At 33.5% G+C, this 25,202-nt stretch carries 37 protein-coding genes; 2 read left to right on the forward strand and 35 right to left on the reverse strand.

Annotated features, from left to right (window positions below; translation table 11 throughout):
- Positions 1 to 124: 124 nt before the first annotated feature.
- The 35 genes from carA to rpsL all read right to left on the reverse strand — a co-directional run bounded on the left by carA (position 125) and on the right by rpsL (position 19,996).
- Positions 125 to 1,222 (reverse strand): glutamine-hydrolyzing carbamoyl-phosphate synthase small subunit, encoded by a 1,098-nt coding sequence (gene carA, locus O6P34_RS01250; RefSeq protein ID WP_269685540.1) that lies wholly within the window; start codon positions 1,220 to 1,222, stop codon positions 125 to 127.
- 10 nt (positions 1,223 to 1,232) lie between these two features.
- Positions 1,233 to 1,916, reverse strand: coding sequence for a hypothetical protein (locus tag O6P34_RS01255; protein ID WP_269685541.1), 684 nt, complete (start codon positions 1,914 to 1,916; stop codon positions 1,233 to 1,235).
- 125 nt (positions 1,917 to 2,041) lie between these two features.
- Positions 2,042 to 2,728, reverse strand: coding sequence for a hypothetical protein (locus O6P34_RS01260; protein WP_269685542.1), 687 nt, complete (start codon positions 2,726 to 2,728; stop codon positions 2,042 to 2,044).
- Between the two features lie 92 nt (positions 2,729 to 2,820).
- Positions 2,821 to 3,309 (reverse strand): 50S ribosomal protein L17, encoded by a 489-nt coding sequence (gene rplQ, locus O6P34_RS01265; RefSeq protein WP_269685543.1) that lies wholly within the window; start codon positions 3,307 to 3,309, stop codon positions 2,821 to 2,823.
- 42 nt (positions 3,310 to 3,351) lie between these two features.
- Complete coding sequence (locus O6P34_RS01270) at positions 3,352 to 4,344, reverse strand: DNA-directed RNA polymerase subunit alpha (RefSeq protein ID WP_269685544.1); 993 nt, start codon at positions 4,342 to 4,344, stop codon at positions 3,352 to 3,354.
- Positions 4,345 to 4,365: 21 nt separating this feature from the next.
- A complete protein-coding gene (gene rpsD, locus O6P34_RS01275) occupies positions 4,366 to 4,971 on the reverse strand; it encodes a 30S ribosomal protein S4 (RefSeq protein WP_269685545.1) in 606 nt (201 codons plus the stop codon).
- Between the two features lie 91 nt (positions 4,972 to 5,062).
- Positions 5,063 to 5,446, reverse strand: a complete 384-nt coding sequence (rpsK, locus tag O6P34_RS01280) for a 30S ribosomal protein S11 (protein WP_024981527.1) — start codon at positions 5,444 to 5,446, stop codon at positions 5,063 to 5,065.
- Between the two features lie 8 nt (positions 5,447 to 5,454).
- Positions 5,455 to 5,829, reverse strand: coding sequence for a 30S ribosomal protein S13 (gene rpsM / locus O6P34_RS01285; protein WP_269685546.1), 375 nt, complete (start codon positions 5,827 to 5,829; stop codon positions 5,455 to 5,457).
- 2 nt (positions 5,830 to 5,831) lie between these two features.
- Positions 5,832 to 5,948: a type B 50S ribosomal protein L36 gene (gene ykgO, locus O6P34_RS01290; protein ID WP_008992256.1), complete on the reverse strand. Its 117-nt coding sequence runs from the start codon at positions 5,946 to 5,948 to the stop codon at positions 5,832 to 5,834.
- Positions 5,949 to 5,960: 12 nt separating this feature from the next.
- A complete protein-coding gene (gene infA, locus O6P34_RS01295; RefSeq protein ID WP_007136545.1) occupies positions 5,961 to 6,176 on the reverse strand; it encodes a translation initiation factor IF-1 in 216 nt (71 codons plus the stop codon).
- A 3-nt stretch (positions 6,177 to 6,179) separates the two neighbouring features.
- The gene (gene secY, locus O6P34_RS01300; RefSeq protein ID WP_269685547.1) at positions 6,180 to 7,526 is read right to left on the reverse strand and encodes a preprotein translocase subunit SecY; all 1,347 of its coding nucleotides are present in this window, start codon (positions 7,524 to 7,526) and stop codon (positions 6,180 to 6,182) included.
- Positions 7,527 to 7,539: 13 nt separating this feature from the next.
- The gene (gene rplO, locus O6P34_RS01305) at positions 7,540 to 7,992 is read right to left on the reverse strand and encodes a 50S ribosomal protein L15 (protein WP_269685548.1); all 453 of its coding nucleotides are present in this window, start codon (positions 7,990 to 7,992) and stop codon (positions 7,540 to 7,542) included.
- An 11-nt stretch (positions 7,993 to 8,003) separates the two neighbouring features.
- On the reverse strand, positions 8,004 to 8,186 hold the full coding sequence (rpmD, locus tag O6P34_RS01310) for a 50S ribosomal protein L30 (protein WP_035668100.1): 183 nt from the start codon (positions 8,184 to 8,186) through the stop codon (positions 8,004 to 8,006).
- Positions 8,187 to 8,198: 12 nt separating this feature from the next.
- Complete coding sequence (rpsE, locus tag O6P34_RS01315; RefSeq protein ID WP_269685549.1) at positions 8,199 to 8,723, reverse strand: 30S ribosomal protein S5; 525 nt, start codon at positions 8,721 to 8,723, stop codon at positions 8,199 to 8,201.
- 6 nt (positions 8,724 to 8,729) lie between these two features.
- Positions 8,730 to 9,080: a 50S ribosomal protein L18 gene (gene rplR / locus O6P34_RS01320; RefSeq protein WP_114753106.1), complete on the reverse strand. Its 351-nt coding sequence runs from the start codon at positions 9,078 to 9,080 to the stop codon at positions 8,730 to 8,732.
- Positions 9,081 to 9,091: 11 nt separating this feature from the next.
- Complete coding sequence (rplF, locus tag O6P34_RS01325) at positions 9,092 to 9,634, reverse strand: 50S ribosomal protein L6 (protein WP_269685550.1); 543 nt, start codon at positions 9,632 to 9,634, stop codon at positions 9,092 to 9,094.
- An 18-nt stretch (positions 9,635 to 9,652) separates the two neighbouring features.
- Positions 9,653 to 10,051 carry a 30S ribosomal protein S8 gene (gene rpsH / locus O6P34_RS01330; RefSeq protein ID WP_269685551.1) on the reverse strand — a complete coding sequence of 133 codons (399 nt, stop codon included), beginning with the start codon at positions 10,049 to 10,051 and terminating at the stop codon, positions 9,653 to 9,655.
- Between the two features lie 73 nt (positions 10,052 to 10,124).
- Positions 10,125 to 10,394, reverse strand: coding sequence for a 30S ribosomal protein S14 (gene rpsN / locus O6P34_RS01335; protein WP_121337687.1), 270 nt, complete (start codon positions 10,392 to 10,394; stop codon positions 10,125 to 10,127).
- A gap of 3 nt (positions 10,395 to 10,397) precedes the next feature.
- The gene (rplE, locus tag O6P34_RS01340) at positions 10,398 to 10,949 is read right to left on the reverse strand and encodes a 50S ribosomal protein L5 (RefSeq protein WP_131917005.1); all 552 of its coding nucleotides are present in this window, start codon (positions 10,947 to 10,949) and stop codon (positions 10,398 to 10,400) included.
- Positions 10,950 to 10,951: 2 nt separating this feature from the next.
- The gene (gene rplX, locus O6P34_RS01345; protein WP_035668111.1) at positions 10,952 to 11,266 is read right to left on the reverse strand and encodes a 50S ribosomal protein L24; all 315 of its coding nucleotides are present in this window, start codon (positions 11,264 to 11,266) and stop codon (positions 10,952 to 10,954) included.
- A gap of 11 nt (positions 11,267 to 11,277) precedes the next feature.
- Positions 11,278 to 11,646: a 50S ribosomal protein L14 gene (rplN, locus tag O6P34_RS01350; protein ID WP_007803649.1), complete on the reverse strand. Its 369-nt coding sequence runs from the start codon at positions 11,644 to 11,646 to the stop codon at positions 11,278 to 11,280.
- 2 nt (positions 11,647 to 11,648) lie between these two features.
- Positions 11,649 to 11,909, reverse strand: coding sequence for a 30S ribosomal protein S17 (gene rpsQ / locus O6P34_RS01355; RefSeq protein WP_026707010.1), 261 nt, complete (start codon positions 11,907 to 11,909; stop codon positions 11,649 to 11,651).
- Positions 11,910 to 11,926: 17 nt separating this feature from the next.
- Positions 11,927 to 12,118: a 50S ribosomal protein L29 gene (gene rpmC / locus O6P34_RS01360; RefSeq protein WP_047774317.1), complete on the reverse strand. Its 192-nt coding sequence runs from the start codon at positions 12,116 to 12,118 to the stop codon at positions 11,927 to 11,929.
- 16 nt (positions 12,119 to 12,134) lie between these two features.
- A complete protein-coding gene (gene rplP / locus O6P34_RS01365; protein ID WP_269685552.1) occupies positions 12,135 to 12,560 on the reverse strand; it encodes a 50S ribosomal protein L16 in 426 nt (141 codons plus the stop codon).
- Between the two features lie 19 nt (positions 12,561 to 12,579).
- Positions 12,580 to 13,338: a 30S ribosomal protein S3 gene (gene rpsC, locus O6P34_RS01370; RefSeq protein ID WP_035668118.1), complete on the reverse strand. Its 759-nt coding sequence runs from the start codon at positions 13,336 to 13,338 to the stop codon at positions 12,580 to 12,582.
- 5 nt (positions 13,339 to 13,343) lie between these two features.
- A complete protein-coding gene (gene rplV / locus O6P34_RS01375; RefSeq protein ID WP_269685553.1) occupies positions 13,344 to 13,757 on the reverse strand; it encodes a 50S ribosomal protein L22 in 414 nt (137 codons plus the stop codon).
- A 6-nt stretch (positions 13,758 to 13,763) separates the two neighbouring features.
- Positions 13,764 to 14,042 carry a 30S ribosomal protein S19 gene (gene rpsS / locus O6P34_RS01380; protein ID WP_014085019.1) on the reverse strand — a complete coding sequence of 93 codons (279 nt, stop codon included), beginning with the start codon at positions 14,040 to 14,042 and terminating at the stop codon, positions 13,764 to 13,766.
- A gap of 6 nt (positions 14,043 to 14,048) precedes the next feature.
- Positions 14,049 to 14,873 (reverse strand): 50S ribosomal protein L2, encoded by an 825-nt coding sequence (gene rplB / locus O6P34_RS01385; RefSeq protein ID WP_035668122.1) that lies wholly within the window; start codon positions 14,871 to 14,873, stop codon positions 14,049 to 14,051.
- Positions 14,874 to 14,879: 6 nt separating this feature from the next.
- A complete protein-coding gene (gene rplW, locus O6P34_RS01390; protein ID WP_035668124.1) occupies positions 14,880 to 15,170 on the reverse strand; it encodes a 50S ribosomal protein L23 in 291 nt (96 codons plus the stop codon).
- Positions 15,171 to 15,176: 6 nt separating this feature from the next.
- The gene (gene rplD / locus O6P34_RS01395) at positions 15,177 to 15,806 is read right to left on the reverse strand and encodes a 50S ribosomal protein L4 (protein ID WP_035668126.1); all 630 of its coding nucleotides are present in this window, start codon (positions 15,804 to 15,806) and stop codon (positions 15,177 to 15,179) included.
- Positions 15,806 to 16,423 (reverse strand): 50S ribosomal protein L3, encoded by a 618-nt coding sequence (rplC, locus tag O6P34_RS01400; RefSeq protein ID WP_269685554.1) that lies wholly within the window; start codon positions 16,421 to 16,423, stop codon positions 15,806 to 15,808. Before rplC ends, rplD begins: the two co-directional genes overlap by 1 nt.
- A 155-nt stretch (positions 16,424 to 16,578) precedes the next feature.
- Positions 16,579 to 16,884 (reverse strand): 30S ribosomal protein S10, encoded by a 306-nt coding sequence (gene rpsJ, locus O6P34_RS01405; RefSeq protein ID WP_011963470.1) that lies wholly within the window; start codon positions 16,882 to 16,884, stop codon positions 16,579 to 16,581.
- 11 nt (positions 16,885 to 16,895) lie between these two features.
- On the reverse strand, positions 16,896 to 19,052 hold the full coding sequence (fusA, locus tag O6P34_RS01410; RefSeq protein WP_269685555.1) for an elongation factor G: 2,157 nt from the start codon (positions 19,050 to 19,052) through the stop codon (positions 16,896 to 16,898).
- 10 nt (positions 19,053 to 19,062) lie between these two features.
- Positions 19,063 to 19,539 carry a 30S ribosomal protein S7 gene (rpsG, locus tag O6P34_RS01415; protein ID WP_035668130.1) on the reverse strand — a complete coding sequence of 159 codons (477 nt, stop codon included), beginning with the start codon at positions 19,537 to 19,539 and terminating at the stop codon, positions 19,063 to 19,065.
- A 73-nt stretch (positions 19,540 to 19,612) separates the two neighbouring features.
- A complete protein-coding gene (gene rpsL, locus O6P34_RS01420; RefSeq protein ID WP_007136570.1) occupies positions 19,613 to 19,996 on the reverse strand; it encodes a 30S ribosomal protein S12 in 384 nt (127 codons plus the stop codon).
- Between the two features lie 271 nt (positions 19,997 to 20,267).
- On the opposite strand from rpsL, the gene O6P34_RS01425 reads away from it, so the two are divergent.
- Positions 20,268 to 21,977 (forward strand): BamA/TamA family outer membrane protein, encoded by a 1,710-nt coding sequence (locus O6P34_RS01425; RefSeq protein WP_269685556.1) that lies wholly within the window; start codon positions 20,268 to 20,270, stop codon positions 21,975 to 21,977.
- A gap of 85 nt (positions 21,978 to 22,062) precedes the next feature.
- Positions 22,063 to 25,200, forward strand: a complete 3,138-nt coding sequence (locus O6P34_RS01430; protein ID WP_269685557.1) for a SusC/RagA family TonB-linked outer membrane protein — start codon at positions 22,063 to 22,065, stop codon at positions 25,198 to 25,200.
- The last annotated feature ends 2 nt before the right edge of the window (positions 25,201 to 25,202 follow it).

Consider the following 25,202-nt stretch of genomic DNA (forward strand, 5'->3'; position numbering starts at 1 on the left):
TATTTGGATAAATTATCATCATCGAATAGTATGCATAAAAAAACAGGATAAATTGTTAAACAATCTATCCTGTTCTTATTATTAGGTATGAGATTTTACTTCGAATAACTTTCTCAAACTCTTTTTATTTCATGTTCTCAATAAATTGGTCAAACAAATAGCTTGAATCATGTGGACCTGGACTAGCTTCCGGATGGTATTGAACCGAGAAACAATTCTTATTTTTCATACGCATACCAGCAACGGTTCCGTCATTGAGATGAAGATGTGTGATTTCTAAATCAGGATGATTGTCTAATTCTTCTTTGTTAACTGCAAAACCATGGTTTTGAGAAGTAATTTCACCTTTTCCAGAAATTATGTTTTTTACAGGATGATTAATTCCTCTATGTCCATTAAACATTTTATACGTAGAAACGCCGTTTGCAAGAGCAATTACTTGATGTCCCAAACAAATTCCGAACAATGGTTTGTCATTTTTCAGAATATTTTTAGCTACTTCAATAGCACTAAAAAGAGGATCAGGATCACCAGGACCATTAGATAAGAAAAAACCATTTGGATTAAAAGCGGCTAAATCTTCATAAGTAGAATTAAAAGGAAATACTTTTATGTAGCAATCTCTTTTAGCAAAATTGCGAAGAATATTGGTTTTTATACCTAAATCTAAAGCGGCAATTTTATAAGTTGCATTTTCATCCCCAAAGAAGTAAGGCTCTTTAGTAGAAACTTTTGAAGCTAATTCTAAACCTTTCATATCTGGAACTTTCGCTAAAGCAGCTTTTAACTCTTCAATTGGAGTATCATCTGTACATATAACAGAATTCATAGCGCCATTATCGCGAATATAGCTCACTAAAGCCCTTGTATCAACGTCAGATATACAAATAAGGTTTTGCTTAGTAAAATAACTCTCTAAACTCTCAGAAGCATCTTCACGAGAATAATTAAAACTAAAGTTTTTACAAACTAATCCTGCAATTTTAATTCCTTCTGATTCAACTTCTTTATCATTTACGCCATAATTACCAATATGTGCGTTAGTGGCTACCATTATCTGTCCAAAATAAGATGGATCAGTAAAAATTTCTTGGTATCCTGTCATTCCTGTATTAAAGCAAACCTCTCCGAAAGTTGTTCCACTAATTCCAATTGATTTACCATGAAAAATAGTTCCGTCGCTTAATAGTAGAATTGCTTTTTGTCGTGTTGTGTATTTCATTTTATTTTAACTATAAGGTATCGTAGTATTGAAATATCTTTAACAAATCAGTTTCAGATTTAAAACTCAACTTAAAATCTGAAGCATACTTTTCAACAGAAGATGCTTTATCACCCATAAGTTGCAAAAAAGATTTTTTATTTAAGTCTATTTCAATAAAATTTGTATTGTTTAATTTTAAATAATAATTTTCATCTATCGAATATTTGTCTTTATGAATGTATTCGAGTGTCAGCGGATTTATGCTGCCTTTTTTTAAAACAGCATCAAAACCTTTAAGTAAAGTAACTTTATTAGAAAAATAAATTTCTTGAAAAAGTTCGTTCTCAGTATGGATTTTATATAATTTATATTTTTTTGAACCTTGTCTTATAAATTTAACTTTATTAATATCAAATTGAAAAACAGAGTCTTTAGAAATTTTTGATTCAAGAGTATTTGTTTTAAGGTTATAATTCAGATTCGAAATTGAATATCCTTTTTTATCAGAAATATAAATCTCAAACTTACCTTCCCAGTTAGAAAACAAATACACTGAAGTACCTCCATTTAATTCATCTAATTGTCCAGGTGTCAAATACAAACCCTCATATTGCATTGCATTAGTAAAACCTGACCTTTGTGAATCATGCATACCTTGTGCAAAGATAATTGAAGAAGTAATAAGGAAACAAACTAATATACAATTTTTCATATCGATCTAATTAAGATTACTTGGTAAAAATATGCAAAAAAGGACAAATTTTTTAAGTTATTTTTTAAGACAAAAAAACAACTATAAAAGTATACTAGAATGGATTTAATAATCAATCTTTTCTATCAATCTAAAGAATCAAAATATTTCAAAATTTTGCTAACATCATCATCTAAATCATACTTCAGTTTATTTTTTAAAACAAATTCTTTAACCAATACACTTTTATCTTTTGTGTACTTTACTATTGAATTTTTATTGAGTTTAGCTTTTTCATATTTTCCATTGAAAAAAAAATAATAGGAATACATTTTAACATATTTATCTTCCTGCATTTTAGTTTGCGTAAGTGGATTTAAAACTCCGTATTCAACAATAAGTGTAGCCTCTTTAAACAATTTTATTCTATTCCCATTAAAAACTTCGTAGAAAAGACCATCTAATAAATCCTCATTTAAAACTTTAAACTTTTTATCCTGAAGTATTACATAATCAAATTGACTAAGATCGTATTGAAAAACAGAATCTTTAGAAACAAAGGCTTCCAGTTTTTTAGAATTTAAATTATAATTTAAATTAAATAATGAAGCAGTTATTCCCTTTTTAGAAATTACTTTATAAGAACCGACCCAATTAGAAAATAAATAAGTTGAGCCTTCGATATGAGAACTAATTGATTTTCCTGGTAACCAGATACCATTATTACTCATGTCCCCATCATTAATAGCTGTCCTGTAAGTATCACTAACCGATTGTGACGAAACAGTAAATATTACAAAAAGATAAAAAACAAAAAAAAGATTATATTTCATAAAATATTATGTGTGCTTTTAATTAATCACAAAAAAAAGGATAAACTAACACTAGTCTATCCTTGATTTTTATTAAATGGTTATTTTCATAACTATTCAGCAGCGTCAGTAGTTGTTTCAGTTTCAGCAACTGGAGCTTCAGAAGCTTCATCAGCTTTCTTAGCTTTACCACCACGACGGCTTTTTGCTTTTTTAACTTCTTTTTTACCACCATTGTAAAGTTCATTGAAATCAACCAATTCGATCATTGCCATATCAGCATTATCTCCTAAACGATTTCCAACTTTAATGATACGAGTGTATCCACCTGGACGGTCTCCTACTTTAGCAGCTACGTCTCTGAACAAGTCAGTTACAGCATATTTACTACGTAAGTAAGCAAAAACGATACGACGATTGTGAGTAGTATCCGCTTTAGATTTTGTTATTAAAGGCTCAACAAATTGTTTAAGCGCTTTTGCTTTAGCAACAGTAGTGTTAATACGTTTGTGCTCGATAAGAGAACAAGCCATATTAGCCAACATAGATTTTCTATGTGCAGTCTGTCTGCTTAAGTGATTGAATTTTTTTCCGTGTCTCATTGCTATGTTAAATTTAACCCCGATTATACAATCGGGACTGAATTATTCTTTATCTAATTTGTATTTTGCTAAATCCATTCCGAAGTTTAAATTTTTAATTGCAACTAGTTCATCTAGTTCAGTTAAAGATTTTTTACCGAAATTACGGAATTTCATTAGGTCATTTTTATTGAAAGATACTAAATCTCCAAGTGTATCAACTTCAGCCGCTTTCAAACAATTTAATGCTCTTACAGATAAATCCATATCAACAAGCTTAGTTTTAAGCAATTGTCTCATGTGTAATGACTCTTCGTCATACGATTCTGTTTGTGCAATTTCGTCAGCCTCGAGTGTAATTCTTTCGTCAGAAAACAACATGAAGTGGTGAATTAAAACTTTTGCAGCTTCAGTCAAAGCATCCTTAGGATTAATAGATCCATCAGTTTTTATTTCAAAAACTAATTTCTCATAATCTGTTTTTTGCTCTACACGGAAGTTTTCAATTGCATATTTTACGTTTTTTACCGGAGTAAAAATAGAATCTGTAAAAATGGTTCCAATTGCAGCATTCTGTTTTTTGTTCTCTTCAGCAGGAACATATCCTCTACCTTTTTCGATAGTTAAATCGAAATTCAGTTTGATTTTACTGTCTAAATTACAGATAACTAGTTCTGGATTCAAAACTTGAAAACCTGATATAAATTTTTGAAAATCACCAGCTGTTAATTGATCTTTACCAGAAACAGAAATAGTAACTGCTTCATTATCGATATCTTCAATTTGACGTTTGAAACGTACTTGTTTAAGATTAAGAATAATTTCGGTAACGTCTTCAACAACTCCTGAAATAGTAGAAAACTCATGATCTACACCTTCGATACGAACCGATGTAATTGCATAACCTTCTAACGCTGAAAGCAAAACTCTTCTAAGTGCATTACCAACTGTCAATCCGTAACCAGGTTCTAAAGGTCTAAATTCAAATTTACCTTCAAAATCGGTTGAATCGATCATGATAACTTTATCGGGCTTCTGAAAATTAAATATTGCCATAAATTTCGACTAAGTCAATTATTATTTGTTGTACAACTCTACGATTAATTGTTCTTTAATGTTTTCTGGAATTTGAAGTCTTGCAGGTACAGAAACAAAAGTTCCTTCTTTAAGATCATTATTCCAAGTAATCCATTCATAAACTTGACTTGAATTTGATAAAGAACGTTCGATAGCTTCTAAAGATTTAGATTTTTCACGAACACCTACTTTATCACCAGGTTTAAGGTGGTAAGAAGGAATATTAACCACTTCACCATTTACAGTGATGTGTCTGTGTGATACGATTTGACGAGCACCTCTTCTAGAAGGAGCAATACCCATTCTAAAAACTACATTGTCTAATCTTGCTTCACACAATTGTAATAAAACTTCACCAGTAACACCTTTAGTAGCTGATGCTTTTTCGAATAAGTTTCTGAATTGTTTTTCTAAAATTCCATAAGAATATTTAGCTTTTTGCTTTTCCATTAATTGGACAGCATATTCAGATTTTTTTCCTCTTTTTTTAGCCATCCCGTGTTGTCCGGGTGGATAATTTCTTTTTTCGAAAGCTTTATCGTCTCCGAAAATTGCTTCGCCGAATTTACGGGCGATTCTTGTACTTGGACCAGTATATCTTGCCATTTTAAATTGTTTAAGATAGAGATTATGAATTCAGGTCTTATCCTTCGATAATCTATATTCTATCTAGGTTATACTATAAATATTTTGAGTATTAAACTCTACGTCTTTTTGGAGGACGACACCCATTGTGAGGCATTGGAGTAACATCGATAATCTCAGTAACTTCAATTCCACCGTTATGCAAAGAACGAATAGCAGACTCACGTCCGTTACCTGGTCCTTTTACATATACTTTCACTTTTTTAAGTCCAGCCTCAAGAGCTACTTTACTACAATCTTCTGCTGCCATTTGGGCTGCGTATGGAGTATTCTTTTTAGAACCTCTAAAACCCATTTTACCAGCTGAAGACCAAGAAATAACTTCACCTTTTTTGTTTGTCAAAGAAATGATGATGTTATTGAAGGTAGCAGAAATATGAGCTTCTCCCGTTGATTCAACGATAACTTTACGTTTTTTTGCAGTTGCTTTAGCCATATTACTTATTATTTAGTTGCTTTTTTCTTGTTAGCAACAGTTTTTCTTTTACCTTTTCTTGTTCTAGAGTTGTTTTTAGTTCTTTGCCCTCTTAATGGAAGACCTGATCTATGACGAATACCTCTGTAACAACCAATATCCATTAAACGTTTGATGTTTAAAGAAACTTCAGAACGTAATTCTCCTTCAATCTTAAAAGCTGATACTGCTTCACGAATTGCTCCGATCTCATCATCATTCCAATCTTGAACTTTTTTGTCTTGGCTAACTTGAGCTTTATCTAAAATCTCAATTGCTCTACTTTTTCCTAATCCGAAGATGTAGGTAAGTGCTATAACACCTCTCTTATTTTTTGGGATATCTACCCCTGCTATTCTTGCCATAATTATCCTTGTCTTTGTTTAAATCTAGGATTCTTTTTGTTTATTACGTACAATCTCCCTTTTCTTCGCACAATTTTGCACTCGGGACTTCTCTTTTTTACTGAAGCTCTAACTTTCATTTTGAATATCCTTTAATATCTATAAGTAATTCTTGCTTTTGACAAATCGTAAGGGCTCATTTCTAGTTTCACTTTATCACCAGGTAATAATTTGATATAATGCATACGCATTTTTCCAGATATATGTGCAATTACAATATGTCCATTTTCTAACTCTACACGAAACATAGCATTTGACAATGCTTCAATGATTGATCCGTCTTGTTCTATTGCTGATTGTTTTGCCATAAGTTAAGCTACTGCTTTTCTATTTTTACCACTTTTCATTAAACCATCATAATGTTTGTTTAACAAGTATGAATTAATTTGTTGAATTGTATCTATGGCAACACCAACCATAATTATTAATGAAGTACCTCCAAAGAACATTGCCCAAGATTGTTGAACATCCATAACGCTTACAACAATTGCCGGGAACACAGCGATTAGTGCAAGAAATAAAGATCCGGGGAAAGTTATTAAAGACATCACTTTGTCAAGAAAATCAGATGTTTCTACACCAGGTCTAACACCAGGAATAAAACCACCACTTCTTTTTAAATCATCAGACATTTTGTTAGTAGGCACAGTGATTGCAGTATAAAAGAATGTAAAAACAACTATCAAAGTTGCAAAAACAAAATTATACCAAAATCCAAACATGTTACTAAAAGCACCAACAATTGATTGTGACGCATCTGACTTAGACAATCCAGCAACCGCAGCAGGTATAAACATAATTGCCTGAGCAAATATAATTGGCATAACACCTGAAGCGTTTAACTTCAAAGGAATCCACTGTCTATTACCACCCATTAAATCTTGTTCGTAATCTCCTGAAGAAGTACGACGAGCATATTGAACAGGTATTTTTCTAACTGCCATTACTAACAATACACATGCAATAATTACCAATAACCAAACAATAATTTCGATTACAAGCAACATTGGCCCACCATTATTATTGGTAACTCTGGTTGTAAATTCTTGTATAAAAGCCTGAGGTAATCTAGCTAAAATACCAACCATAATCAATAATGATATACCATTTCCAATTCCTTTGTCAGTGATTTTTTCTCCAAGCCACATAGCGAAAACAGTACCTGTAACCAAGATAATAACTGAAGAAAATAAGAATTCAAAAGAATTAAATCCTAATAAAAATGCATTACTAGGTAAAGTTCTATATAGATTATAGATATAAGTTGGCCCTTGAACCAAAGTAATACCTATTGTTAACCAACGTGTAATTTGATTAATCTTCTTTCTACCACTTTCTCCATCACTTTGAAGTTTTTGCAAATATGGAATCGCAATTCCCATTAACTGAACAACAATAGATGCAGAAATATAAGGCATAATACCTAAAGCAAAAACTGAAGCTTTAGAAAAAGCACCTCCCGTAAACATATCTAGAATAGAACCTATACCATCTTTGGTTTGTCCTGCTAAACTATTCAATTGAGTTGCATCAATTCCTGGAAGTGTAACGTGTGCACCAAAACGGTAAACTAAAAGCAATCCTAATGTAATTAAGATTCTGTTTTTCAGTTCTTCGATTTTCCAAACATTACTTATTGATTCAATAAATTTCTTCATCTTAATTGAAAAATTATATTGTTACAGCTTCTCCTCCAGCAGCTTCAATAGCAGCTTTTGCAGTAGCAGTAAATTTGTGAGCGGTTACCTTTAATTTAGCTTTCAGTTCTCCTCTTCCTAAAATCTTAACGATTTCATTTTTGGTAGCCAAACGATTTGCAACATAAACTGTCATATCAACAGCATCTGTAATCACACCATTATCAACTAATAATTGAAGCGTATCAAGATTAACACCTTCGTATTCTTTACGATTGATGTTTGTGAAACCAAACTTAGGCACACGTCTTTGAAGAGGCATTTGACCACCTTCAAAACCAATCTTTTTAGAATAACCAGAACGAGATTTTGCTCCTTTGTGACCTCTTGCAGAAGTACCACCTTTTCCAGAACCTTCTCCTCTACCTAATCTTTTATTTTGATTGTGTGTAGAACCTTCAGCAGGTTGTAAGTTACTTAAATTCATAACAGTATTTGTTATTTAGTTTCTTCAACAGAAACTAAGTGTTTAACTTTATTTATCATCCCAAGGATTGTAGGATTTGAATCATGCTCTACAACTTGTCCCATTTTACGTAGACCTAAAGCTTCCAAACCTCTTTTTTGAGTTAGAGGGCAATTGATTTTGCTTCTAACTTGTTTTACTAATAATTTAGCCATAATTTCCTTGAATTAACCTTTAAAAACTTTTTCTAAAGAAACACCTCTTTGTTTTGCAACAGTATAAGCACTTCTCATTTGTAATAAAGCATCAAAAGTTGCTTTCACTACATTGTGAGGATTTGAAGATCCTTGAGATTTAGATAATACATCATGAATTCCTACTGATTCAAGAACTGAACGAACAGCTCCACCAGCAATAACTCCTGTACCATGAGAGGCAGGAATTAAGAATACACGTGCACCACCAAATTTACCTTTTTGTTCGTGAGGAACTGATTGACCATTCAAAGGAATTTTTACTAAATTTTTCTTAGCATCTTCTACTGCTTTCGCAATTGCTTCAGAAACATCTTTAGATTTTCCTAATCCATGACCAACAACACCATTTTCATCACCTACAACTACAATAGCAGAAAAACCAAAAGCTCTACCACCCTTTGTAACCTTAGTAACACGATTAACACTCACCAAACGATCTTTTAATTCAAGACCACTTGGTTTTACTAACTCTACATTCTTGTATTTATTAGACATACTATATTAGAATTTAAGTCCAGCCGCTCTTGCGCCTTCCGCTAATGATTTAATACGACCGTGATATAAATAACCTCCTCTATCGAAAGTTACTGTTTCTATCCCAGCTTTTAAAGCTTTTTCAGCAACTAGTTTTCCAACTGCTGTAGCAACTTCAATATTCGTACCGTTACCTATTTCTTTTTCTCTTGAAGAAGCCGCCAATAAAGTAACTCCGTTTACGTCATCAATAAGTTGAGCATAAATTTCTTTGTTACTTCTAAATACAGATAGTCTTGGATTTGTAGCAGTACCACTAATCGTTTTTCTAATTCTGAATCTAATTCTTTGTCTTCTTTCAGGTTTTGTTAATGACATAATCTTATTTTTTAAGCTGATTTACCTGCTTTTCTTCTTAATACTTCACCTACAAATTTAACACCTTTTCCTTTGTATGGCTCTGGCTTACGGAAACCTCTGATTTTCGCAGCTACCTGACCTAAAAGTTGTTTGTCAAATGATGTTAATTTCACAATAGGGTTTTTACCTTTTTCAGATATCGTCTCCAAAGTTACTTCTGGAGCAATTTCTAAAACAATATTATGTGAATATCCAAGAGCTAAATCTAATTTTTGTCCTTGATTTGAAGCTCTATAACCAACTCCTACCAATTCTAATGATTTTGTAAAACCATCTGTTACACCGATAATCATATTATTGATTAAAGATCTATACAATCCGTGTTTTGCTCTTTGGTCTTTGTGATCAGACGCTCTATCAACTTGAACTTGACCGTCTTCAACTGTTACAGTAACGTCCGAAAACTCCTGTGTTAGTTGACCATTTTTTCCTTTTACTGTAATTATACCATTTGCAACTTCAACAGTTACACCAGCAGGGATTACAACCGGATTTTTACCTATTCTTGACATCTTCTACTATTTTAATGATTAGTAAACGTAACAAATTACTTCACCACCTACGTTCAATTGTTTTGCTTTTTTTCCAGTCATCAAACCTTTAGATGTAGAAACGATAGCAATACCTAATCCGTTAAGGATTCTTGGAATGGATGAAGAACCTGAATACTTACGTAAACCTGGTTTACTAATTCTTTGGATATCTTTAATTACAGACTCTTTAGTATCTTTATCATACTTCAAAGCGATTTTGATTGAACCCTGAACAGCGTTGTCTTCAAATTTGTAACTCAAGATATAACCTTGATCAAATAAGATCTTAGTTATTTCTTTTTTTAGATTAGATGCAGGAATTTCAACAACTTTGTGGTTTGCAGCCACAGCGTTACGAACTCTTGTCAAATAATCTGCAATAGGATCTGTATACATGTGTATTAATTTGCGGTTTTGGTTTTCAATAAAACTATTTTATCGAACCTGAAACCAATTTATAAATGTTTGATTACCAAGATGCTTTTTTAACACCAGGGATTAATCCGTTATTAGCCATCTCACGGAATGTTACACGTGAAATACCAAATTGACGAATATAACCTCTTGGTCTACCTGTTAATTTACAACGATTGTGTAAACGAACTGGTGAAGCATTTTTCGGTAATTTTTGCAAACCTACGAAATCTCCAGCTTCTAACAAAGCTTTTCTTTTCTCAGCATACTTAGCTACAGTTTTTTCTCTCTTAACCTCGCGGGCTTTCATTGATTCTTTAGCCATGTCTTAATTCTTTTTAAAAGGTAATCCTAATTCAGCCAATAATGACTTTGCTTCCTTATCAGTTTTTGCAGTAGTAACAAAAGAAATATCCATTCCTGAAATTTTGTTTACTTTATCAATATCAATTTCTGGGAAAATGATTTGTTCCAAAACTCCTAAGTTATAATTACCTCTTCCATCAAAACCAGTAGCTTTAATACCACTAAAGTCTCTTACACGTGGTAAAGCAGAAGTAATAAGTCTATCTAAAAACTCATACATTCTTTCTCCTCGCAAAGTTACTTTTGCTCCAATAGGCATCCCTTTTCTCAATTTAAAAGACGCAACGTCTTTCTTTGATATTGTAGATACTGCTTTCTGTCCAGTGATCTTTGTTAACTCATCAACTGCATAGTCAATTAGTTTTTTATCAGATACAGCTGCACCAACTCCTTTACTTAAAACGATTTTTTCCAATTTTGGAACTTGCATTACGTTTACGTATCCGAATTCCTCTTTAAGAGCAGCAATTACTCTGCTCTTATATTCTTCTTTTAGTCTAGGTATATACGCCATTACTATAGTACTTGATTAGATTTTTTTGAAAATCTTACTTTCTTATCTCCTTCTACTCTAATTCCTACTCTCGTTGTTTCCTTAGTTTTAGGATCAATAAGTGAAATATTAGATATTTGTATTGAAGCTTCTTTCTTTACGATACCACCTTGAGGGCTTTTTGCACTCGGTTTCGTATGTTTTGAAACCATGTTTACACCTTCAACAATCGCTTTATTCTTCTCACGATAAACACGTAAAACTTTACCTTCAGCACCTTTATGGTCTCCAGCAATTACTCTTACAATGTCACCTGATTTTATTTTTAGCTTTATCATCTTAAAACGAATTAAAGCACTTCTGGTGCTAATGATACAATTTTCATGAATTGTTTTTCACGAAGTTCTCTTGCTACTGGACCAAAAACACGAGTTCCTCTCATTTCCCCTGCAGCATTCAAAAGAACACATGCATTATCATCGAAACGGATATAAGAACCATCGGCTCTTCTCACTTCTTTTTTGGTACGTACAACAACTGCAGTTGAAACAGCTCCTTTTTTAACGTTTCCGTTTGGAGTTGCATCTTTGATAGAAACTACAATCTTGTCACCAACAGAGGCATACCTTCTTTTGGTACCTCCTAAAACACGGATAGTTAAAACTTCTTTAGCTCCTGTGTTATCTGCTACTTTTAGTCTTGATTCTTGTTGTACCATAATTATTTAGCTCTTTCTAGGATTTCAACTAATCTCCAACATTTTGATTTACTCAAAGGACGCGTTTCGCTAATTCTTACAGTATCTCCAATGTTACAGTCGTTTGTTTCGTCATGCGCAACAAATTTCTTTGTTTTCAACACGAACTTACCGTATAATGGGTGTTTTACTTTAGTCACTTGTGCAACCACAATGGATTTATCCATTTTGTTTGAAGTAACAACACCAACTCTCTCTTTTCTTAAATTTCTTTTTTCTTCCATCTTTCAGCAGAATACAATTATTGTAACTCTCTTTTAGTAAGCTCTGTAGCTAGTCTCGCAACTGTTCTTCTTACACTTCTAATTTGAAGTGGATTTTCAATTGGTGAAATAGCATGAGCCATTTTTAGGTCAGCATATGTTTTCTTAGTCTGGCTAAGTTTTTCTTGCAACTCCGCTGCAGAAAGATCTTTTATTTCTGATTGTTTCATAATATAATATAGATTATTATGCTTCGAAATCTCTAGCAACAACGAATTTAGTTTTTACTGGAAGCTTTTGAGCTGCAAGACGTAACGCCTCTTTTGCAACTGACAAAGGTACTCCTCCAACTTCAAACATTATTCTTCCGGGTTTAACAATGGCAGCCCAATATTCAACGGCACCTTTACCTTTACCCATACGTACCTCAAGAGGTTTCTTAGTGATAGGTTTGTCTGGAAATATTTTGATCCATAATTGTCCTTCTCTTTTCATAAAACGAGTTGCAGCAATACGCGCAGCTTCGATTTGACGAGAGGTTAAGAACATTCCATCTTCATGTACAGATTTAATACCAAACATTCCATTAGAAAGTTCATGCCCTCTTTGAGAGTTCCCTTTCATTTTACCTTTTTGTACCTTACGGTATTTTGTTCTTTTAGGCTGTAACATTTTTCTTTAGTTTAAAAATTTACTTTCTTTTACGAGCGTCTGGTTTTCCACCTTTATTAAAGGGTTTTCTATCTCCTCTTGGAGAATCACCACCTTTACCACCAGCACCAGATTGTTTTTTGTCCATTCCAGCAAGTGGAGAAAGATCTCTCTTTCCATAAACTTCACCTTTCATGATCCATACTTTGATTCCCATTCTACCATAAGTAGTATGAGCTTCAGCCAAAGCATAATCAATATCAGCTCTGAAAGTTGATAGAGGAATTCTACCTTCTTTGAAACCTTCTGAACGAGCCATCTCTGCACCATTCAAACGACCAGAAATCAAAACTTTGATACCTTCAGCGTTCATACGCATAGAAGCAGCAATAGCCATTTTGATTGCACGTCTGTAAGAAATACGGCTTTCGATTTGACGACAGATGCTTGTAGCAACTAGATACGCGTCAAGTTCAGGTCTTTTAATTTCAAAGATGTTGATTTGAACCTCTTTGTCAGTAATTTTCTTAAGTTCTTCTTTTAACTTGTCTACCTCTTGTCCACCTTTCCCAATAATAATACCAGGTCTTGCAGTAGTGATAGTAACGGTTACAAGTTTCAAAGTTCTCTCAATGATTACTTTTGATACACTAGCTTTTGATAAACGAGCATGGATATACTTTCTGATTTTGTGATCTTCGGCAAGTTTATCACCGTAATCATTTCCACCATACCAGTTTGAGTCCCATCCTCTGATGATACCAAGTCTATTTCCAATTGGATTTGTCTTTTGTCCCATGCTGCTTAAGAATTGCTTTGTGTGTTATTGATAGCTCCAAGCACGATTGTTACGTGATTAGAACGTTTTCTTATTCTGTGTGCTCTTCCTTGTGGAGCTGGACGAAGTCTTTTTAACATCATTCCACCATCTACACGAATTTCCTTAACAAATAAACCAGCTTCTTCCATATTAGATTCAGGGTTTTTAGCTTGCCAGTTGGCAATTACTGATAAAACCAATTTTTCTAATTTTCTTGAAGCTTCTTTAGAACTAAATCTTAAGATGTTAAGTGCTCTTTCTACCTTCTGACCTCTTACTAGATCTGCTACTAAGCGCATTTTTCTAGGTGAAGTAGGGCAGTTATTTAACTTTGCAAAAGCCAATGACTTGTTAGCCTCTTTTCTTGCATCTGCTGTTTCTCTTTTACGAACTCCCATTGCTTCTTATTTTTTACCTTTATTTTTTGCTCCAGCGTGACCTCTAAAAGATCTAGTTGGTGAAAATTCTCCTAATTTGTGACCTACCATATTTTCTGTTACGTAAACTGGTACAAATTGACGACCGTTATGAACTGCGATTGTCTGTCCAACAAAGTCTGGAGTAATCATAGAAGCTCTAGACCAAGTCTTAACCACTCCTTTATTTCCTTTTTCAATGTTTTCTTGAACTTTCTTGTCTAACTTATAATGAACAAAAGGTCCTTTTTTTAATGAACGTGCCATATCTTATTATTTCTTTCTACGTTCTACGATATACTTGTTACTCGGGTTTTTCTTAGAACGAGTTCTATAACCTTTAGCTGGTATTCCATTTCTTGAACGTGGATGTCCACCAGAAGAACGTCCTTCACCACCACCCATTGGGTGATCGACAGGGTTCATTGCAACAGGTCTTGTTCTAGGTCTTCTTCCTAACCATCTTGTTCTACCTGCTTTACCAGATACAACTAATTGGTGGTCTGAATTAGAAACCGCTCCAATTGTAGCCGAACACGTCAACAAGATTAATCTTGTTTCCCCAGAAGGCATTTTAATTGTTGCATATTTTCCATCTCTTGCCATTAATTGAGCAAATGTTCCAGCAGAACGAGCGATTACAGCTCCTTGTCCTGGTCTCAATTCAATACAAGAAATTACAGTTCCAAGCGGAACTCTACTTAAAGGTAAAGTATTACCAATTTCAGGTTGTGATTCTGGACCAGAAACTAATTTCTGACCAACTTTCAATCCGTTTTGAGCAATAACATACGTTTTCTCTCCATCAGCGTAAGCTAACAAAGCGATAAATGCAGTACGATTTGGATCATACTCAATTGATTTAACCGTAGCAGGAATTCCTTCTTTTGTACGTTTAAAATCAATGATACGATATCTCTGCTTGTGACCACCACCCGTATAACGCATGGTCATCTTTCCTTGACTATTTCTACCACCAGAGTTTTTTATCGGCGCTATCAAAGAGCGTTCCGGCTTATCAGTTGTAATGGCGTCATAACCATTCACAACTCTAAATCGCTGACCTGGGGTAATAGGTTTTAATTTTCTTACTGACATTTTATCTTAGATATTGTTGTAAAAATCAATTGTTTCTCCTTCTTGTACTTGAACAATTGCTTTTTTAATTGCATTCGTCTTTCCACTGATTAAACCACTTTTAGTGTATTTTGTAGTTCTATCCGGTCTTACGTTCATCGTGTTAACACTCAAAATAGTTACTCCATAAGCAGCTTCAACAGCTTTCTTAATTTGTACTTTGTTTGCTTTTTTATCAACAACGAATCCGAAGCGGTTTAAAACTTCACTTTCTTTGGTTACTTTCTCCGTTACTATAGGCTTAATTATGATGCTCATATCCTATTATTTACTTAAATTTTCTTCAATTATCTCCAAAGAACTCTCTAAAAGCACTAAATTATTAGCATTTAATATAGCGTAAGTACTTAATTCTAAGCTGCTTACTACGCTAGAGCCTTTTAAATTGCGTGACGACAAATATACATTTTTATTTGTATCACCCAACACAAACAGGGATTTTTTATTTTCTAACTCTAAAGCTTTCAAAACATTGATGAAATTTTTAGTGTTTGGCGTTTCAAAATTAAAGTCTTCAAGAACGATAATGTTCGACTCTTTTGCTTTAATTGAGAAAGCTGATTTTCTAGCCAATCGTTTCAAGCTTTTATTCAATTTGAATGAATAACTTCTTGGTCTTGGTCCAAAAACAGTTCCACCACCTTTAAACAATGGATTCTTTGCACTACCCGCACGAGCAGTACCAGTTCCTTTTTGTTTTTTTATCTTACGAGTACTTCCCGCTACTTCAGCTCTTTCTTTAGCTTTGTGCGTTCCTTGTCTTTGATTAGCAAGATATTGCTTAACATCAAGGTATACTGCATGATTGTTTGGTTCTATACCAAATACTGAATCAGAAAGTTGAACTTTTCTTCCAGTATCTTTTCCGTTGAAATCTAATACTTTTGCTTCCATTACTTCTGAATGATTACATAAGAGTTGTTATGACCAGGAACACATCCTTTAATAACAAGTAGATTCTTTTCAGCAACTACTTTTAAAACTCTAAGGTTTTGAACTTTTACATTATCTCCTCCCATTCTTCCAGCCATACGCATTCCTTTGAATACTCTAGATGGATAAGAAGAAGCTCCTACAGAACCTGGCGCTCTTAAACGGTTGTGTTGACCATGAGTTGCTTGTCCAACACCACCAAAACCGTGACGTTTAACAACCCCTTGAAAACCTTTACCTTTAGATACACCCTGTACATCTACAAACTCTCCTTCTTCAAAAATAGAAACATCAATAAGATCTCCTAATTTTTGTTCAGTTGCAAAATTTTGGAATTCAACGACTTTTTTCTTAGCTACAGTTCCCGCTTTTTTAAAGTGACCTAAAGCCGCTTTTGTGGAATGTTTCTCGTTTTTGTCATCGAAACCAAGTTGCAACGCTTCGTACCCGTCAACACCTTTGGTTCTGACTTGGGTAACAACACATGGACCAGCTTCGATTACAGTACAAGGAATATTCTTCCCGTTTGCATCAAAAATACTTGTCATGCCGATTTTTCTACCAATTAACCCAGACATAAATATTAATTATTAATTATTAAATATAAATATAGAACGCAGCTTTTAAGCGAATCCTATTTTTTTAAGAGGTGCAAATGTATAACTTATTTACATACAATCCTAAAAAATATTTTTCGTTTAAAAACAGCGTTCTTTTCTTACTAGTAAGCTATTTAAACTTTGATCTCTACTTCAACACCACTAGGCAATTCAAGTTTCATCAAGGCATCAATAGTTTTTGATGAAGATGAGTAAATATCAATTAATCTCTTATATGACATTACTTCAAATTGCTCTCTCGCTTTTTTGTTAACGTGTGGAGAACGTAATACAGTGAAAAGTTTTTTATGAGTTGGTAATGGAATTGGTCCAGTTACTACTGCTCCGGTACTCTTAACCGTTTTTACAATCTTTTCAGCAGACTTGTCTACCAACATGTGATCGTAAGATTTTAGTTTTATTCTGATTTTTTGACTCATTTTCTTAAAGATTAAGCGTTTCCTTTTGCTTTTTTGATAACTGCTTCTGATATATTAGAAGGCGTTTCGGAGTAGTGTGAAAATTCCATTGTTGAAGTTGCACGACCTGAAGATAAAGTTCTCAAAGTAGTAACATATCCAAACATTTCTGATAATGGAACATCAGCTTTAATAGTTTTAGCACCTGCTCTGTCACCCATGTCATTCACCTGACCTCTACGACGGTTAATATCACCTACGATATCTCCCATGTTTTCTTCTGGTGTAATAACTTCCATTTTCATGATTGGCTCAAGAATAACAGCTCCAGCAGCTTTCGCAACTTCTCTATACCCCATTCTTGCAGCTAACTCAAAAGAGAGTGCATCTGAATCGACAGGGTGAAAAGATCCATCTAATAAAGTTACTTTCAAACTATCTACCTGATATCCTGCTAAAGGACCCGTTTTCATAGCTTCTCTAAATCCTTTTTCAACAGATGGAATATATTCTTTTGGAACGTTACCACCTTTTACAGCATTTACAAACTGCAATCCAACAGGAGCTTTACCATCAACTTCATCTGCCGGCTCAAGTATAAATACGATATCACCGAATTTACCACGACCTCCAGATTGTTTTTTGTATGTTTCTCTGTGTTGTGCTTTTTTAGTAAAGGCTTCTTTGTATTCAACTTGAGGCTCACCTTGGTTTACTTCAACTTTGAATTCACGTCTCATTCTATCTACTAGGATATCTAAGTGAAGCTCACCCATACCCGAGATAATAGTTTGCCCTGAAGCTTCGTCTGTTCTAACTGTAAACGTCGGATCTTCTTCAGCTAACTTAGCCAAAGCCATACCCATTTTATCTACGTCAGCCTTAGTTTTAGGCTCAATAGCAATACCAATTACCGGAGCAGGGAATTTCATTGACTCAAGAATAATTGGGTGTTTTTCATCACACAATGTATCTCCAGTTTTAATATCTTTAAATCCAACTGCCGCTCCAATATCACCTGCTTCAATATACTCGATTGGGTTTTGCTTGTTAGCATGCATTTGGTAGATACGAGAAATTCTTTCTTTATTTCCTGAACGAGTGTTCAAAACATAAGAACCAGCATCTAAACGTCCTGAGTAAGCACGGAAGAAAGCTAAACGACCTACGAATGGGTCAGTAGCAATTTTAAAAGCTAAAGCAGCGAATGGCTCTTTAACATCTGGCTTACGCAAAATTTTAGTTTGATCTTCTTCTAACAAATCAGCATCATCAGGATGAATTCCGGTAATACCTTCTTTGTCCATTGGAGATGGCAAATATTTACATACAGCATCTAACATGAATTGAACTCCTTTGTTTTTGAAAGAAGAACCAGCAATCATAGGAATGATAGCCATATCCATTACAGCAGCTCTTAAAGCAATGTTGATTTCTTCCTCAGTAATTGAGTCTTCATCTTCCATGAATTTTTCAAGCAAGTTCTCATCATAATCAGCTACCGCTTCAATAAGAATTGATCTGTATTCTTTCACTTCTTCAAGCATATCTTCCGGAATAGGCACAATATCATAAGTTGCTCCCAAACCTTCTTCATGCCATACTATAGCTTGATTTTTAACCAAATCCACAACGCCTTTAAAATCATTTTCTTCACCAATTGGCAAAGTGATTGCAACTGCATTTGATTTCAACATATCTCTTACTTGCTGACAAACCATCAAAAAGTTAGATCCTTGTCTATCCATTTTATTAACGAATCCAATACGTGGAACTCTGTATTGATCTGCTAATCTCCAGTTAGTTTCTGATTGCGGCTCAACACCATCAACAGCACTAAACAAGAAAACTAAACCATCAAGCACACGCAAAGAACGGTTTACTTCAACCGTAAAGTCAACGTGTCCCGGAGTATCGATAATATTAAAGTGATAAGGCAATGTTTCAGGTAAAATTTTACCTTGTGTAGTCGGGAAATTCCATTCACAAGTTGTTGCTGCAGAAGTAATTGTAATACCTCTTTCTTGCTCTTGTGCCATCCAGTCCATTGTTGCAGCACCATCATGCACTTCACCAATTTTGTGTGATTTTCCTGTATAGAATAATATACGCTCCGTTGTTGTTGTTTTACCAGCATCAATGTGAGCAGCAATTCCAATATTTCTTGTATATTTTAAATCTCTAGCCATTTCTTATGAATTAAAATCTAAAATGTGAGAATGCTTTATTTGCTTCAGCCATTTTATGAGTATCCATTCTCTTTTTAACAGCAGCACCTTCTTCTTTAGCCGCAGCTAAACATTCAGAAGCTAACCTTTGAGCCATAGATTTTTCATTTCTTCTTCTAGAATAAAGTATTAACCACTTCATTGCCATAGAAATTTTTCTGTCCGGACGAATTTGCATTGGAATTTGAAATGTAGCTCCTCCAACTCTACGACTACGTACTTCTACGTGAGGCATAACGTTTGTTAAAGCATCTTTCCAAATTTCTAATGATGGTTTCTCCGCATCTTGCTTTTTAGATTCTATAATGTCAATTGCATCATAAAAAACTTTAAAAGCTGTTGATTTCTTACCATCCCACATTAAGTTGTTTACAAAACGTGTTACCAACTGGTCATTAAACCTTGGATCTGGTAAAAGTGGTCTTTTCTTTGCCGCTCTTTTTCTCATGTCTTTTTTTTAATAAAATGTCATACCCATACAATTGCGATTAATCACATTTCTATGAGAAAAACTTTTTAAATTACTTTTTTGCTTCTTTTGGGCGTTTTGCTCCGTACTTAGATCTTCTTTGCGTTCTTCCTGCTACTCCTGACGTATCAAGTGCACCACGAACGATGTGATATCTAACTCCTGGTAAATCTTTTACCCTTCCACCCCTAACTAATACTATCGAGTGCTCTTGTAAATTGTGTCCTTCACCAGGGATGTAGGCATTTACTTCATTACCATTTGTCAAACGTACACGCGCTACTTTACGCATTGCAGAGTTTGGTTTTTTTGGTGTTGTAGTGTAAACACGCGTACAAACCCCTCTTCTTTGAGGACAAGAATCTAAAGCAACCGATTTACTCTTCTTAGTTATCTGAGTTCTTCCTGTTCTTACTAATTGTTGAATTGTTGGCATAATTAATACTAAAAATTTCTTATTATATTAAATTCCCGCTTTTTACGGGGTTGCAAATGTATAAAATATTTTTTATTCCACAAACCTTAATTCATTAATTTTCACATGAAGTAAATATTTGTTTTTTAATGAAATACAGAATAACCAATATGAAAATTTTACCGTAAATAAAACAACACGCCTAACACTTCCTAAACAAGATTATTAAACCTTAAAATTTCCTTGTAAAACAAACCATATTTGCATTATATTTATTAAAATTTATAATCTTTTGAAATCAATTCTCTTCTTTCTACTTCTAATAATTTTTGGACAAAGTATTTATGCCCAAAATTTTCAATTAAAAATAATCGGGACATCAATTATCGAAACCAAAACAATCGACTCTTTACAATACATTTCTAAACACATCAGCATAAAATCAGTAAGTAACGAAATAAACAAAATATCTAAAGAGCTAACTAAAATAGGATTCCTTGAAAACAAGACAGTAGAAAACAAAAAAGCAAACGACAGCACTTACACTATAAAATTTGATTTAGGAAAAAAAACAAAATCAATACATATATATATAGGTACAAATCAAATTATAAGAAACATCATTTCTACCAATAAAGAAAACGATACTTTAATTATACCATACAACGAAATTGAATCATTCCTTGATCAGACATTAAAAAAAATAGAACAAAAAGGGTTTGCACTAGCTAAATTTAAATTGATCAATCTTAAAAAGAACAAAAACATCCTTTACGCTGACTTAATTACAGACATCGATAAAGAAAGACACTTAAATTCTGTTATAACAAAATTTTCTAAAAAAGACATTAAAGACACTTTTCCAAAAAGCCATTTAAAACAAATCAATCGAAAATATAAAAACACAGTCTTCAACCAAGACCTATTAAAACAGATTTATAATGATTTCGAAAAATATGGATTCATAAGCCAATTAAAATATCCCGAAATTTTACTGACCAAAGACACCACAAAAGTTTATGTTTATTTAGAAAAAAGAAAATCAAACACCTTTGACGGATTTATAGGCTTTGCCAACAATGAAAGCAAAAAAATTTTATTCAACGGCTATTTAGATATACAATTAGAAAACATATTACATACAGGAGAACAATTCTCAATTTATTGGAAAAGCGACGGAAACAAACAAAAAACGTTTAAAGCAGGAATAGAAATCCCTTATTTATTCCAAAGCCCATTAGGCTTTAAAGCACAAATTCAAATTTTCAAACAAGACAGTATTTTTCAAAACACAAAAAAAATAATAGAATTAGGCTATTTGAGTAACTACAATACAAGATTTTACATTGGCTTCCAATCAACAGAATCCAGCGATATTCAAAACACAAACAATTCACTGATAAGTGATTTTAATAACTCATACCTAACAGCAAGTCTGGAACACACAAAACCAGATTACAACAATCCTATTTTTCCAAAAAAGACGACAATAGAATTAACATTGGCCACAGGCAAAAGAGACAATAATCCAAGTGAAAAAATACAAGAAAAATCAAATCAATTCTTCATAAACCTTCAAGCTATGCATAATTTCTATTTAAACAGAAAAAACTGCATTAACATAAAAACACAAAATTATTATTTAAAAAGTAATAACTATATTTTGAACGAACTCTATCGGTTTGGCGGAATAAACTCAGTTAGAGGCTTCACAGAGAACAGCCTTCAAGCACAATTTACAACTTCAATTCTTACAGAATACAGATATATCTTTTCACCTACATTATTTTTAAATACAATTACAGACTACTGTTTCTACAGAGACCCATTAGCACTTGAAAACCAAAATAAAAATAAAAATTTAATCGGATTAGGCATAGGAATGGGAGTTCAAACCAAAAACGGATTATTAAGAATAACCATGGCAAACGGTAGCGAAAAAAGCCAAGAATTCAAGTTTTATAACACTACGATTAATATATGTTATAATGTTAAATTTTGAATGCGTGCATAAAAAATCAATTCAAATGTTAGGAAAGTTAACAAATTATTAAGATTTTTGTCTCACTAATTCAAAATATTTAAAAATGAAACTAAAGTTCAATGGATTCTTAGTACTACTTGTAGTACTTGTGGCGCAACTAACTTTTGCGCAAGAGAGATCTGTTTCAGGAGTTGTTTCCGACAATGCAGGATTGCCATTACCAGGCGTGAGTGTATTAGTAAAAGGGACAAAAACTGGAGCACAAACTGATTTTGATGGAAAATATTCTATCAAAGCATCATCAAGCCAAGTCTTGATTTTTAGCTACATTGGGATGAAAACCCAAGAAATTACAGCTTCTTCCACAAATTTAAATGTAAAACTGAAAGATACTTCAGTTGAACTGGAAGGTGTTGTTGTAACTGCTTTAGGAATCAAAAAATCCGAAAAAGCAATTGGTTACGCTGCTCAGAGCGTAAAAGGTTCTGACATAACAGAAGCAAGAGAAAGCAATTTAGTTAATGCCTTGAGTGGTAAAATTGCAGGGGTTCAAGTTACAAACAGTTCTGGTGCTGTTGGAGCATCTTCAAGAGTTGTATTAAGAGGTAACTCTTCTATCACAGGAAATAACCAAGCGTTATTTGTTGTTGATGGTGTACCTTTTGACAATTCATCTTATGGTAATGCAGGTTCAGGTGGTGGACGTGATTTACCTAATGGAGTTGCCAGCATAAGTCCAGATGATATTGAAAGTATGACTGTACTTAAAGGACCTAATGCAGCTGCATTGTACGGTCTTAGAGCAAGTAATGGTGTTATTATCATCACAACTAAATCTGGAAAAGCAGGAAAATCAAAAAGTGTAGTTTCATTTAATACAAATACTACATTTTCAAATCCTTTAGTATTACCAAGTTTCCAAAACTCATACGGTCAAGGTTCAACTTCAAATTATTTTGAATTTGTTGATGGTGCAGGTGGAGGTTACAATGATGGTGTTGATGAAAGCTGGGGTCCAGCATTAGACAGAGGTTTATCTTTTGTTCAATGGGATTCATACAAAGTTGGAGGAGCTCCTCTACCTTGGATATCTCACGCAAACAATGTAAAAGATTTTTACCAAACTGCTATTTCGACATCTAACAACTTATCATTATCTTCTGGTAATGAAGATGCTAGTTTCAGAATGTCTGTTGGTAACACTGACGAAAAAGGGATGTTACCTTCAACTGATTTCAAGAAATTTACAGTTAGCTTAAATGGAAACATCAAATTGAGCGAAAAATTATCTTCTGGAGTATCGTTAATGTATTTTAATGATAAAAGTAATAATTTACCAATTGCAGGATACAACAATGAGAATGCAGCTCAACAATTTATTTGGTCTGCAAGAAGTGTTAATTTCGCAGACTTGAAAGATTGGAGAAATTTACCATTAGCACCAGCCGGTACAGCTGGAGAGGGAACTCCATTAAACTGGAATAATAATTTCCAAAATAATCCTTACTGGGTTTTAGCAACTAACAGAAATACATTTGATAAAGACAGACTTACAGGATCTGCTTTTATGTCTTATCAACTTGCTAAAGATTTAACTGCAACTGGTAAAGTTTCATTAGATCATTATTCTCAAGTAACAACTGGAAGACAAGCTTTAGGGTCTAATAGTGCTCCAGATGGTTCATATAACGAAAATACTTTAAGATATTCCGAATTAAATGCAGAAGCGCTTTTAGGGTACAAGAAAAGTATTACAGATGACATCAGTTTTACAATAAATTTTGGTGCTAACCAAATGAGAAGAAAAGTGAATCAAACTTTTGGATCTATAAGTGCATTAGAATTACCAAATTTTTATAATTTATCTAATGTAAAATCAGGATCTACACCAGTATCTGGAAATAATTATAATGAAGTTAGAATCGGATCTTTATATGGTTTCGGTCAGGTTTCTTATAAAAACTACTTCTTTGTGGATTTCTCTGGAAGAAATGACTGGGCAAGTGTACTTCCTGCTGCAAACAATTCATTCTTCTACCCTGCAGTTTCAGGTTCATTAGTATTATCTGAAATTTTAAACACAACAAATTCTGCTGTTAATTACATAAAATTAAGAGGAGGTTGGTCTAAAGTTGGGGGAACAGGAGCTTTAGGAGCATATAACCTGAATTCAACTTACAGTTTAAGTAATAATGGTTGGGGAAATCAAGCATCTACTCCAAACACTCAATACAATCCAAATTTAAAACCTGAAACTGTTGTTGGAACAGAAATAGGTATTGATTTAAATGCTTTCCAAAACAGACTTCGTTTTGCTGGTACTTATTACACTAAAGTCAGTTCAGATTTATTAGTGCCAATTCAAGTTTCGGCTTCTACAGGATTCACAAGCGTTTGGGATAATATTGCGTCAATGGAAAACAAAGGAATTGAATTGCAATTAGGTGTTACAGCTATAAAAGCTAAAGATTTCAGTTTTGACATTGATTTAAACTTTGCAAAAAACAACAACAAAGTAACTTCATTAGGAGGTCTTGATACTTATATCTTAGGATCTCAATGGGGTATAACTTTGGAAGCTAGAACTGGAGAAGCTTATGGTTCATTAGTTGGTAGAGGATTTGCAAAAGATCCTGAAGGAAATGTAATTTATGAAGATGGATTACCTGTTATCGAATCTGACAAAAAAATACTAGGGAATATTGCTCCAGATTGGACAGGAGGAGCAAACTTTACTATCAAATATAAAGGATTTGATTTCAGTACATTAATTGATGCCAAAGTTGGTGGAGATGTACACTCAATGACTTATGCTTGGGGTAGATATGCAGGTACTCTTGAAGAAACATTAATCGGTCGTGAGACTGGTGTTGTTGGTAATGGAGTAATGTCTGATGGTGCAGGTGGATATGTTCAAAATAATGTTGTTGTTGGTGCAAAAGAATTTAACCAATCTTCATTTGGAAATACTATTGAAGAAAGTGCAATCTTTGACGCAACTTATGTAAAATTAAGACAAATGTCTTTAGGATACACATTCCCAAAACAATGGTTAAATGGAACAACACTTCAAGACTTCAAGTTTTCTATAGTTGCTAGAAATTTAGCAATCTTGTACAAAGCTACACCTCATATTGATCCAGAAACTGGTTTCAGTAGCAGCAATGGTAATCAAGGTATGGAATTTGGACAAATTCCTTCAGCAAGGTCTTATGGGTTTAACGTATCAGTTAAATTTTAAAT

It is taken from the genome of Flavobacterium lacustre (genome assembly GCF_027474525.2).
Classification (GTDB): domain Bacteria; phylum Bacteroidota; class Bacteroidia; order Flavobacteriales; family Flavobacteriaceae; genus Flavobacterium; species Flavobacterium lacustre.

Coding starts and splice junctions, on each gene's coding strand:
- carA (WP_269685540.1), bottom strand. CDS start 1,222: ATGAAATACACAACACGACAAAAAGCAATTCTACTATTAAGCGACGGA.
- O6P34_RS01255 (WP_269685541.1), bottom strand. CDS start 1,916: ATGAAAAATTGTATATTAGTTTGTTTCCTTATTACTTCTTCAATTATC.
- O6P34_RS01260 (WP_269685542.1), bottom strand. CDS start 2,728: ATGAAATATAATCTTTTTTTTGTTTTTTATCTTTTTGTAATATTTACT.
- rplQ (WP_269685543.1), bottom strand. CDS start 3,309: ATGAGACACGGAAAAAAATTCAATCACTTAAGCAGACAGACTGCACAT.
- O6P34_RS01270 (WP_269685544.1), bottom strand. CDS start 4,344: ATGGCAATATTTAATTTTCAGAAGCCCGATAAAGTTATCATGATCGAT.
- rpsD (WP_269685545.1), bottom strand. CDS start 4,971: ATGGCAAGATATACTGGTCCAAGTACAAGAATCGCCCGTAAATTCGGC.
- rpsK (WP_024981527.1), bottom strand. CDS start 5,446: ATGGCTAAAGCAACTGCAAAAAAACGTAAAGTTATCGTTGAATCAACG.
- rpsM (WP_269685546.1), bottom strand. CDS start 5,829: ATGGCAAGAATAGCAGGGGTAGATATCCCAAAAAATAAGAGAGGTGTT.
- ykgO (WP_008992256.1), bottom strand. CDS start 5,948: ATGAAAGTTAGAGCTTCAGTAAAAAAGAGAAGTCCCGAGTGCAAAATT.
- infA (WP_007136545.1), bottom strand. CDS start 6,176: ATGGCAAAACAATCAGCAATAGAACAAGACGGATCAATCATTGAAGCA.
- secY (WP_269685547.1), bottom strand. CDS start 7,526: ATGAAGAAATTTATTGAATCAATAAGTAATGTTTGGAAAATCGAAGAA.
- rplO (WP_269685548.1), bottom strand. CDS start 7,992: ATGAATTTAAGTAACTTACAACCTGCTGAAGGTTCTACACACAATCAA.
- rpmD (WP_035668100.1), bottom strand. CDS start 8,186: ATGGCTAAATTATTAGTAAAACAAGTTAGAAGCAAAATCAATTGCCCT.
- rpsE (WP_269685549.1), bottom strand. CDS start 8,723: ATGTCTAATAAATACAAGAATGTAGAGTTAGTAAAACCAAGTGGTCTT.
- rplR (WP_114753106.1), bottom strand. CDS start 9,080: ATGTCATTAACAAAACCTGAAAGAAGACAAAGAATTAGATTCAGAATT.
- rplF (WP_269685550.1), bottom strand. CDS start 9,634: ATGTCAAGAATAGGTAAAAATCCGGTTGTAATCCCTGCTGGTGTAACT.
- rpsH (WP_269685551.1), bottom strand. CDS start 10,051: ATGTATACAGATCCTATTGCAGATTATTTGACAAGAGTTCGTAACGCT.
- rpsN (WP_121337687.1), bottom strand. CDS start 10,394: ATGGCTAAAGAATCAATGAAAGCCCGCGAGGTTAAGAGAGAAAAAACT.
- rplE (WP_131917005.1), bottom strand. CDS start 10,949: ATGGCGTATATACCTAGACTAAAAGAAGAATATAAGAGCAGAGTAATT.
- rplX (WP_035668111.1), bottom strand. CDS start 11,266: ATGATAAAGCTAAAAATAAAATCAGGTGACATTGTAAGAGTAATTGCT.
- rplN (WP_007803649.1), bottom strand. CDS start 11,646: ATGGTACAACAAGAATCAAGACTAAAAGTAGCAGATAACACAGGAGCT.
- rpsQ (WP_026707010.1), bottom strand. CDS start 11,909: ATGGAAGAAAAAAGAAATTTAAGAAAAGAGAGAGTTGGTGTTGTTACT.
- rpmC (WP_047774317.1), bottom strand. CDS start 12,118: ATGAAACAATCAGAAATAAAAGATCTTTCTGCAGCGGAGTTGCAAGAA.
- rplP (WP_269685552.1), bottom strand. CDS start 12,560: ATGTTACAGCCTAAAAGAACAAAATACCGTAAGGTACAAAAAGGTAAA.
- rpsC (WP_035668118.1), bottom strand. CDS start 13,338: ATGGGACAAAAGACAAATCCAATTGGAAATAGACTTGGTATCATCAGA.
- rplV (WP_269685553.1), bottom strand. CDS start 13,757: ATGGGAGTTCGTAAAAGAGAAACAGCAGATGCAAGAAAAGAGGCTAAC.
- rpsS (WP_014085019.1), bottom strand. CDS start 14,042: ATGGCACGTTCATTAAAAAAAGGACCTTTTGTTCATTATAAGTTAGAC.
- rplB (WP_035668122.1), bottom strand. CDS start 14,873: ATGTCAGTAAGAAAATTAAAACCTATTACCCCAGGTCAGCGATTTAGA.
- rplW (WP_035668124.1), bottom strand. CDS start 15,170: ATGAGCATCATAATTAAGCCTATAGTAACGGAGAAAGTAACCAAAGAA.
- rplD (WP_035668126.1), bottom strand. CDS start 15,806: ATGGAAGCAAAAGTATTAGATTTCAACGGAAAAGATACTGGAAGAAAA.
- rplC (WP_269685554.1), bottom strand. CDS start 16,423: ATGTCTGGGTTAATTGGTAGAAAAATCGGCATGACAAGTATTTTTGAT.
- rpsJ (WP_011963470.1), bottom strand. CDS start 16,884: ATGAGTCAAAAAATCAGAATAAAACTAAAATCTTACGATCACATGTTG.
- fusA (WP_269685555.1), bottom strand. CDS start 19,052: ATGGCTAGAGATTTAAAATATACAAGAAATATTGGAATTGCTGCTCAC.
- rpsG (WP_035668130.1), bottom strand. CDS start 19,539: ATGAGAAAAAGAGCGGCAAAGAAAAGACCACTTTTACCAGATCCAAGG.
- rpsL (WP_007136570.1), bottom strand. CDS start 19,996: ATGCCAACAATTCAACAATTAGTAAGAACAGGAAGAACTCAGATAACT.
- O6P34_RS01430 (WP_269685557.1), top strand. CDS start 22,063: ATGAAACTAAAGTTCAATGGATTCTTAGTACTACTTGTAGTACTTGTG.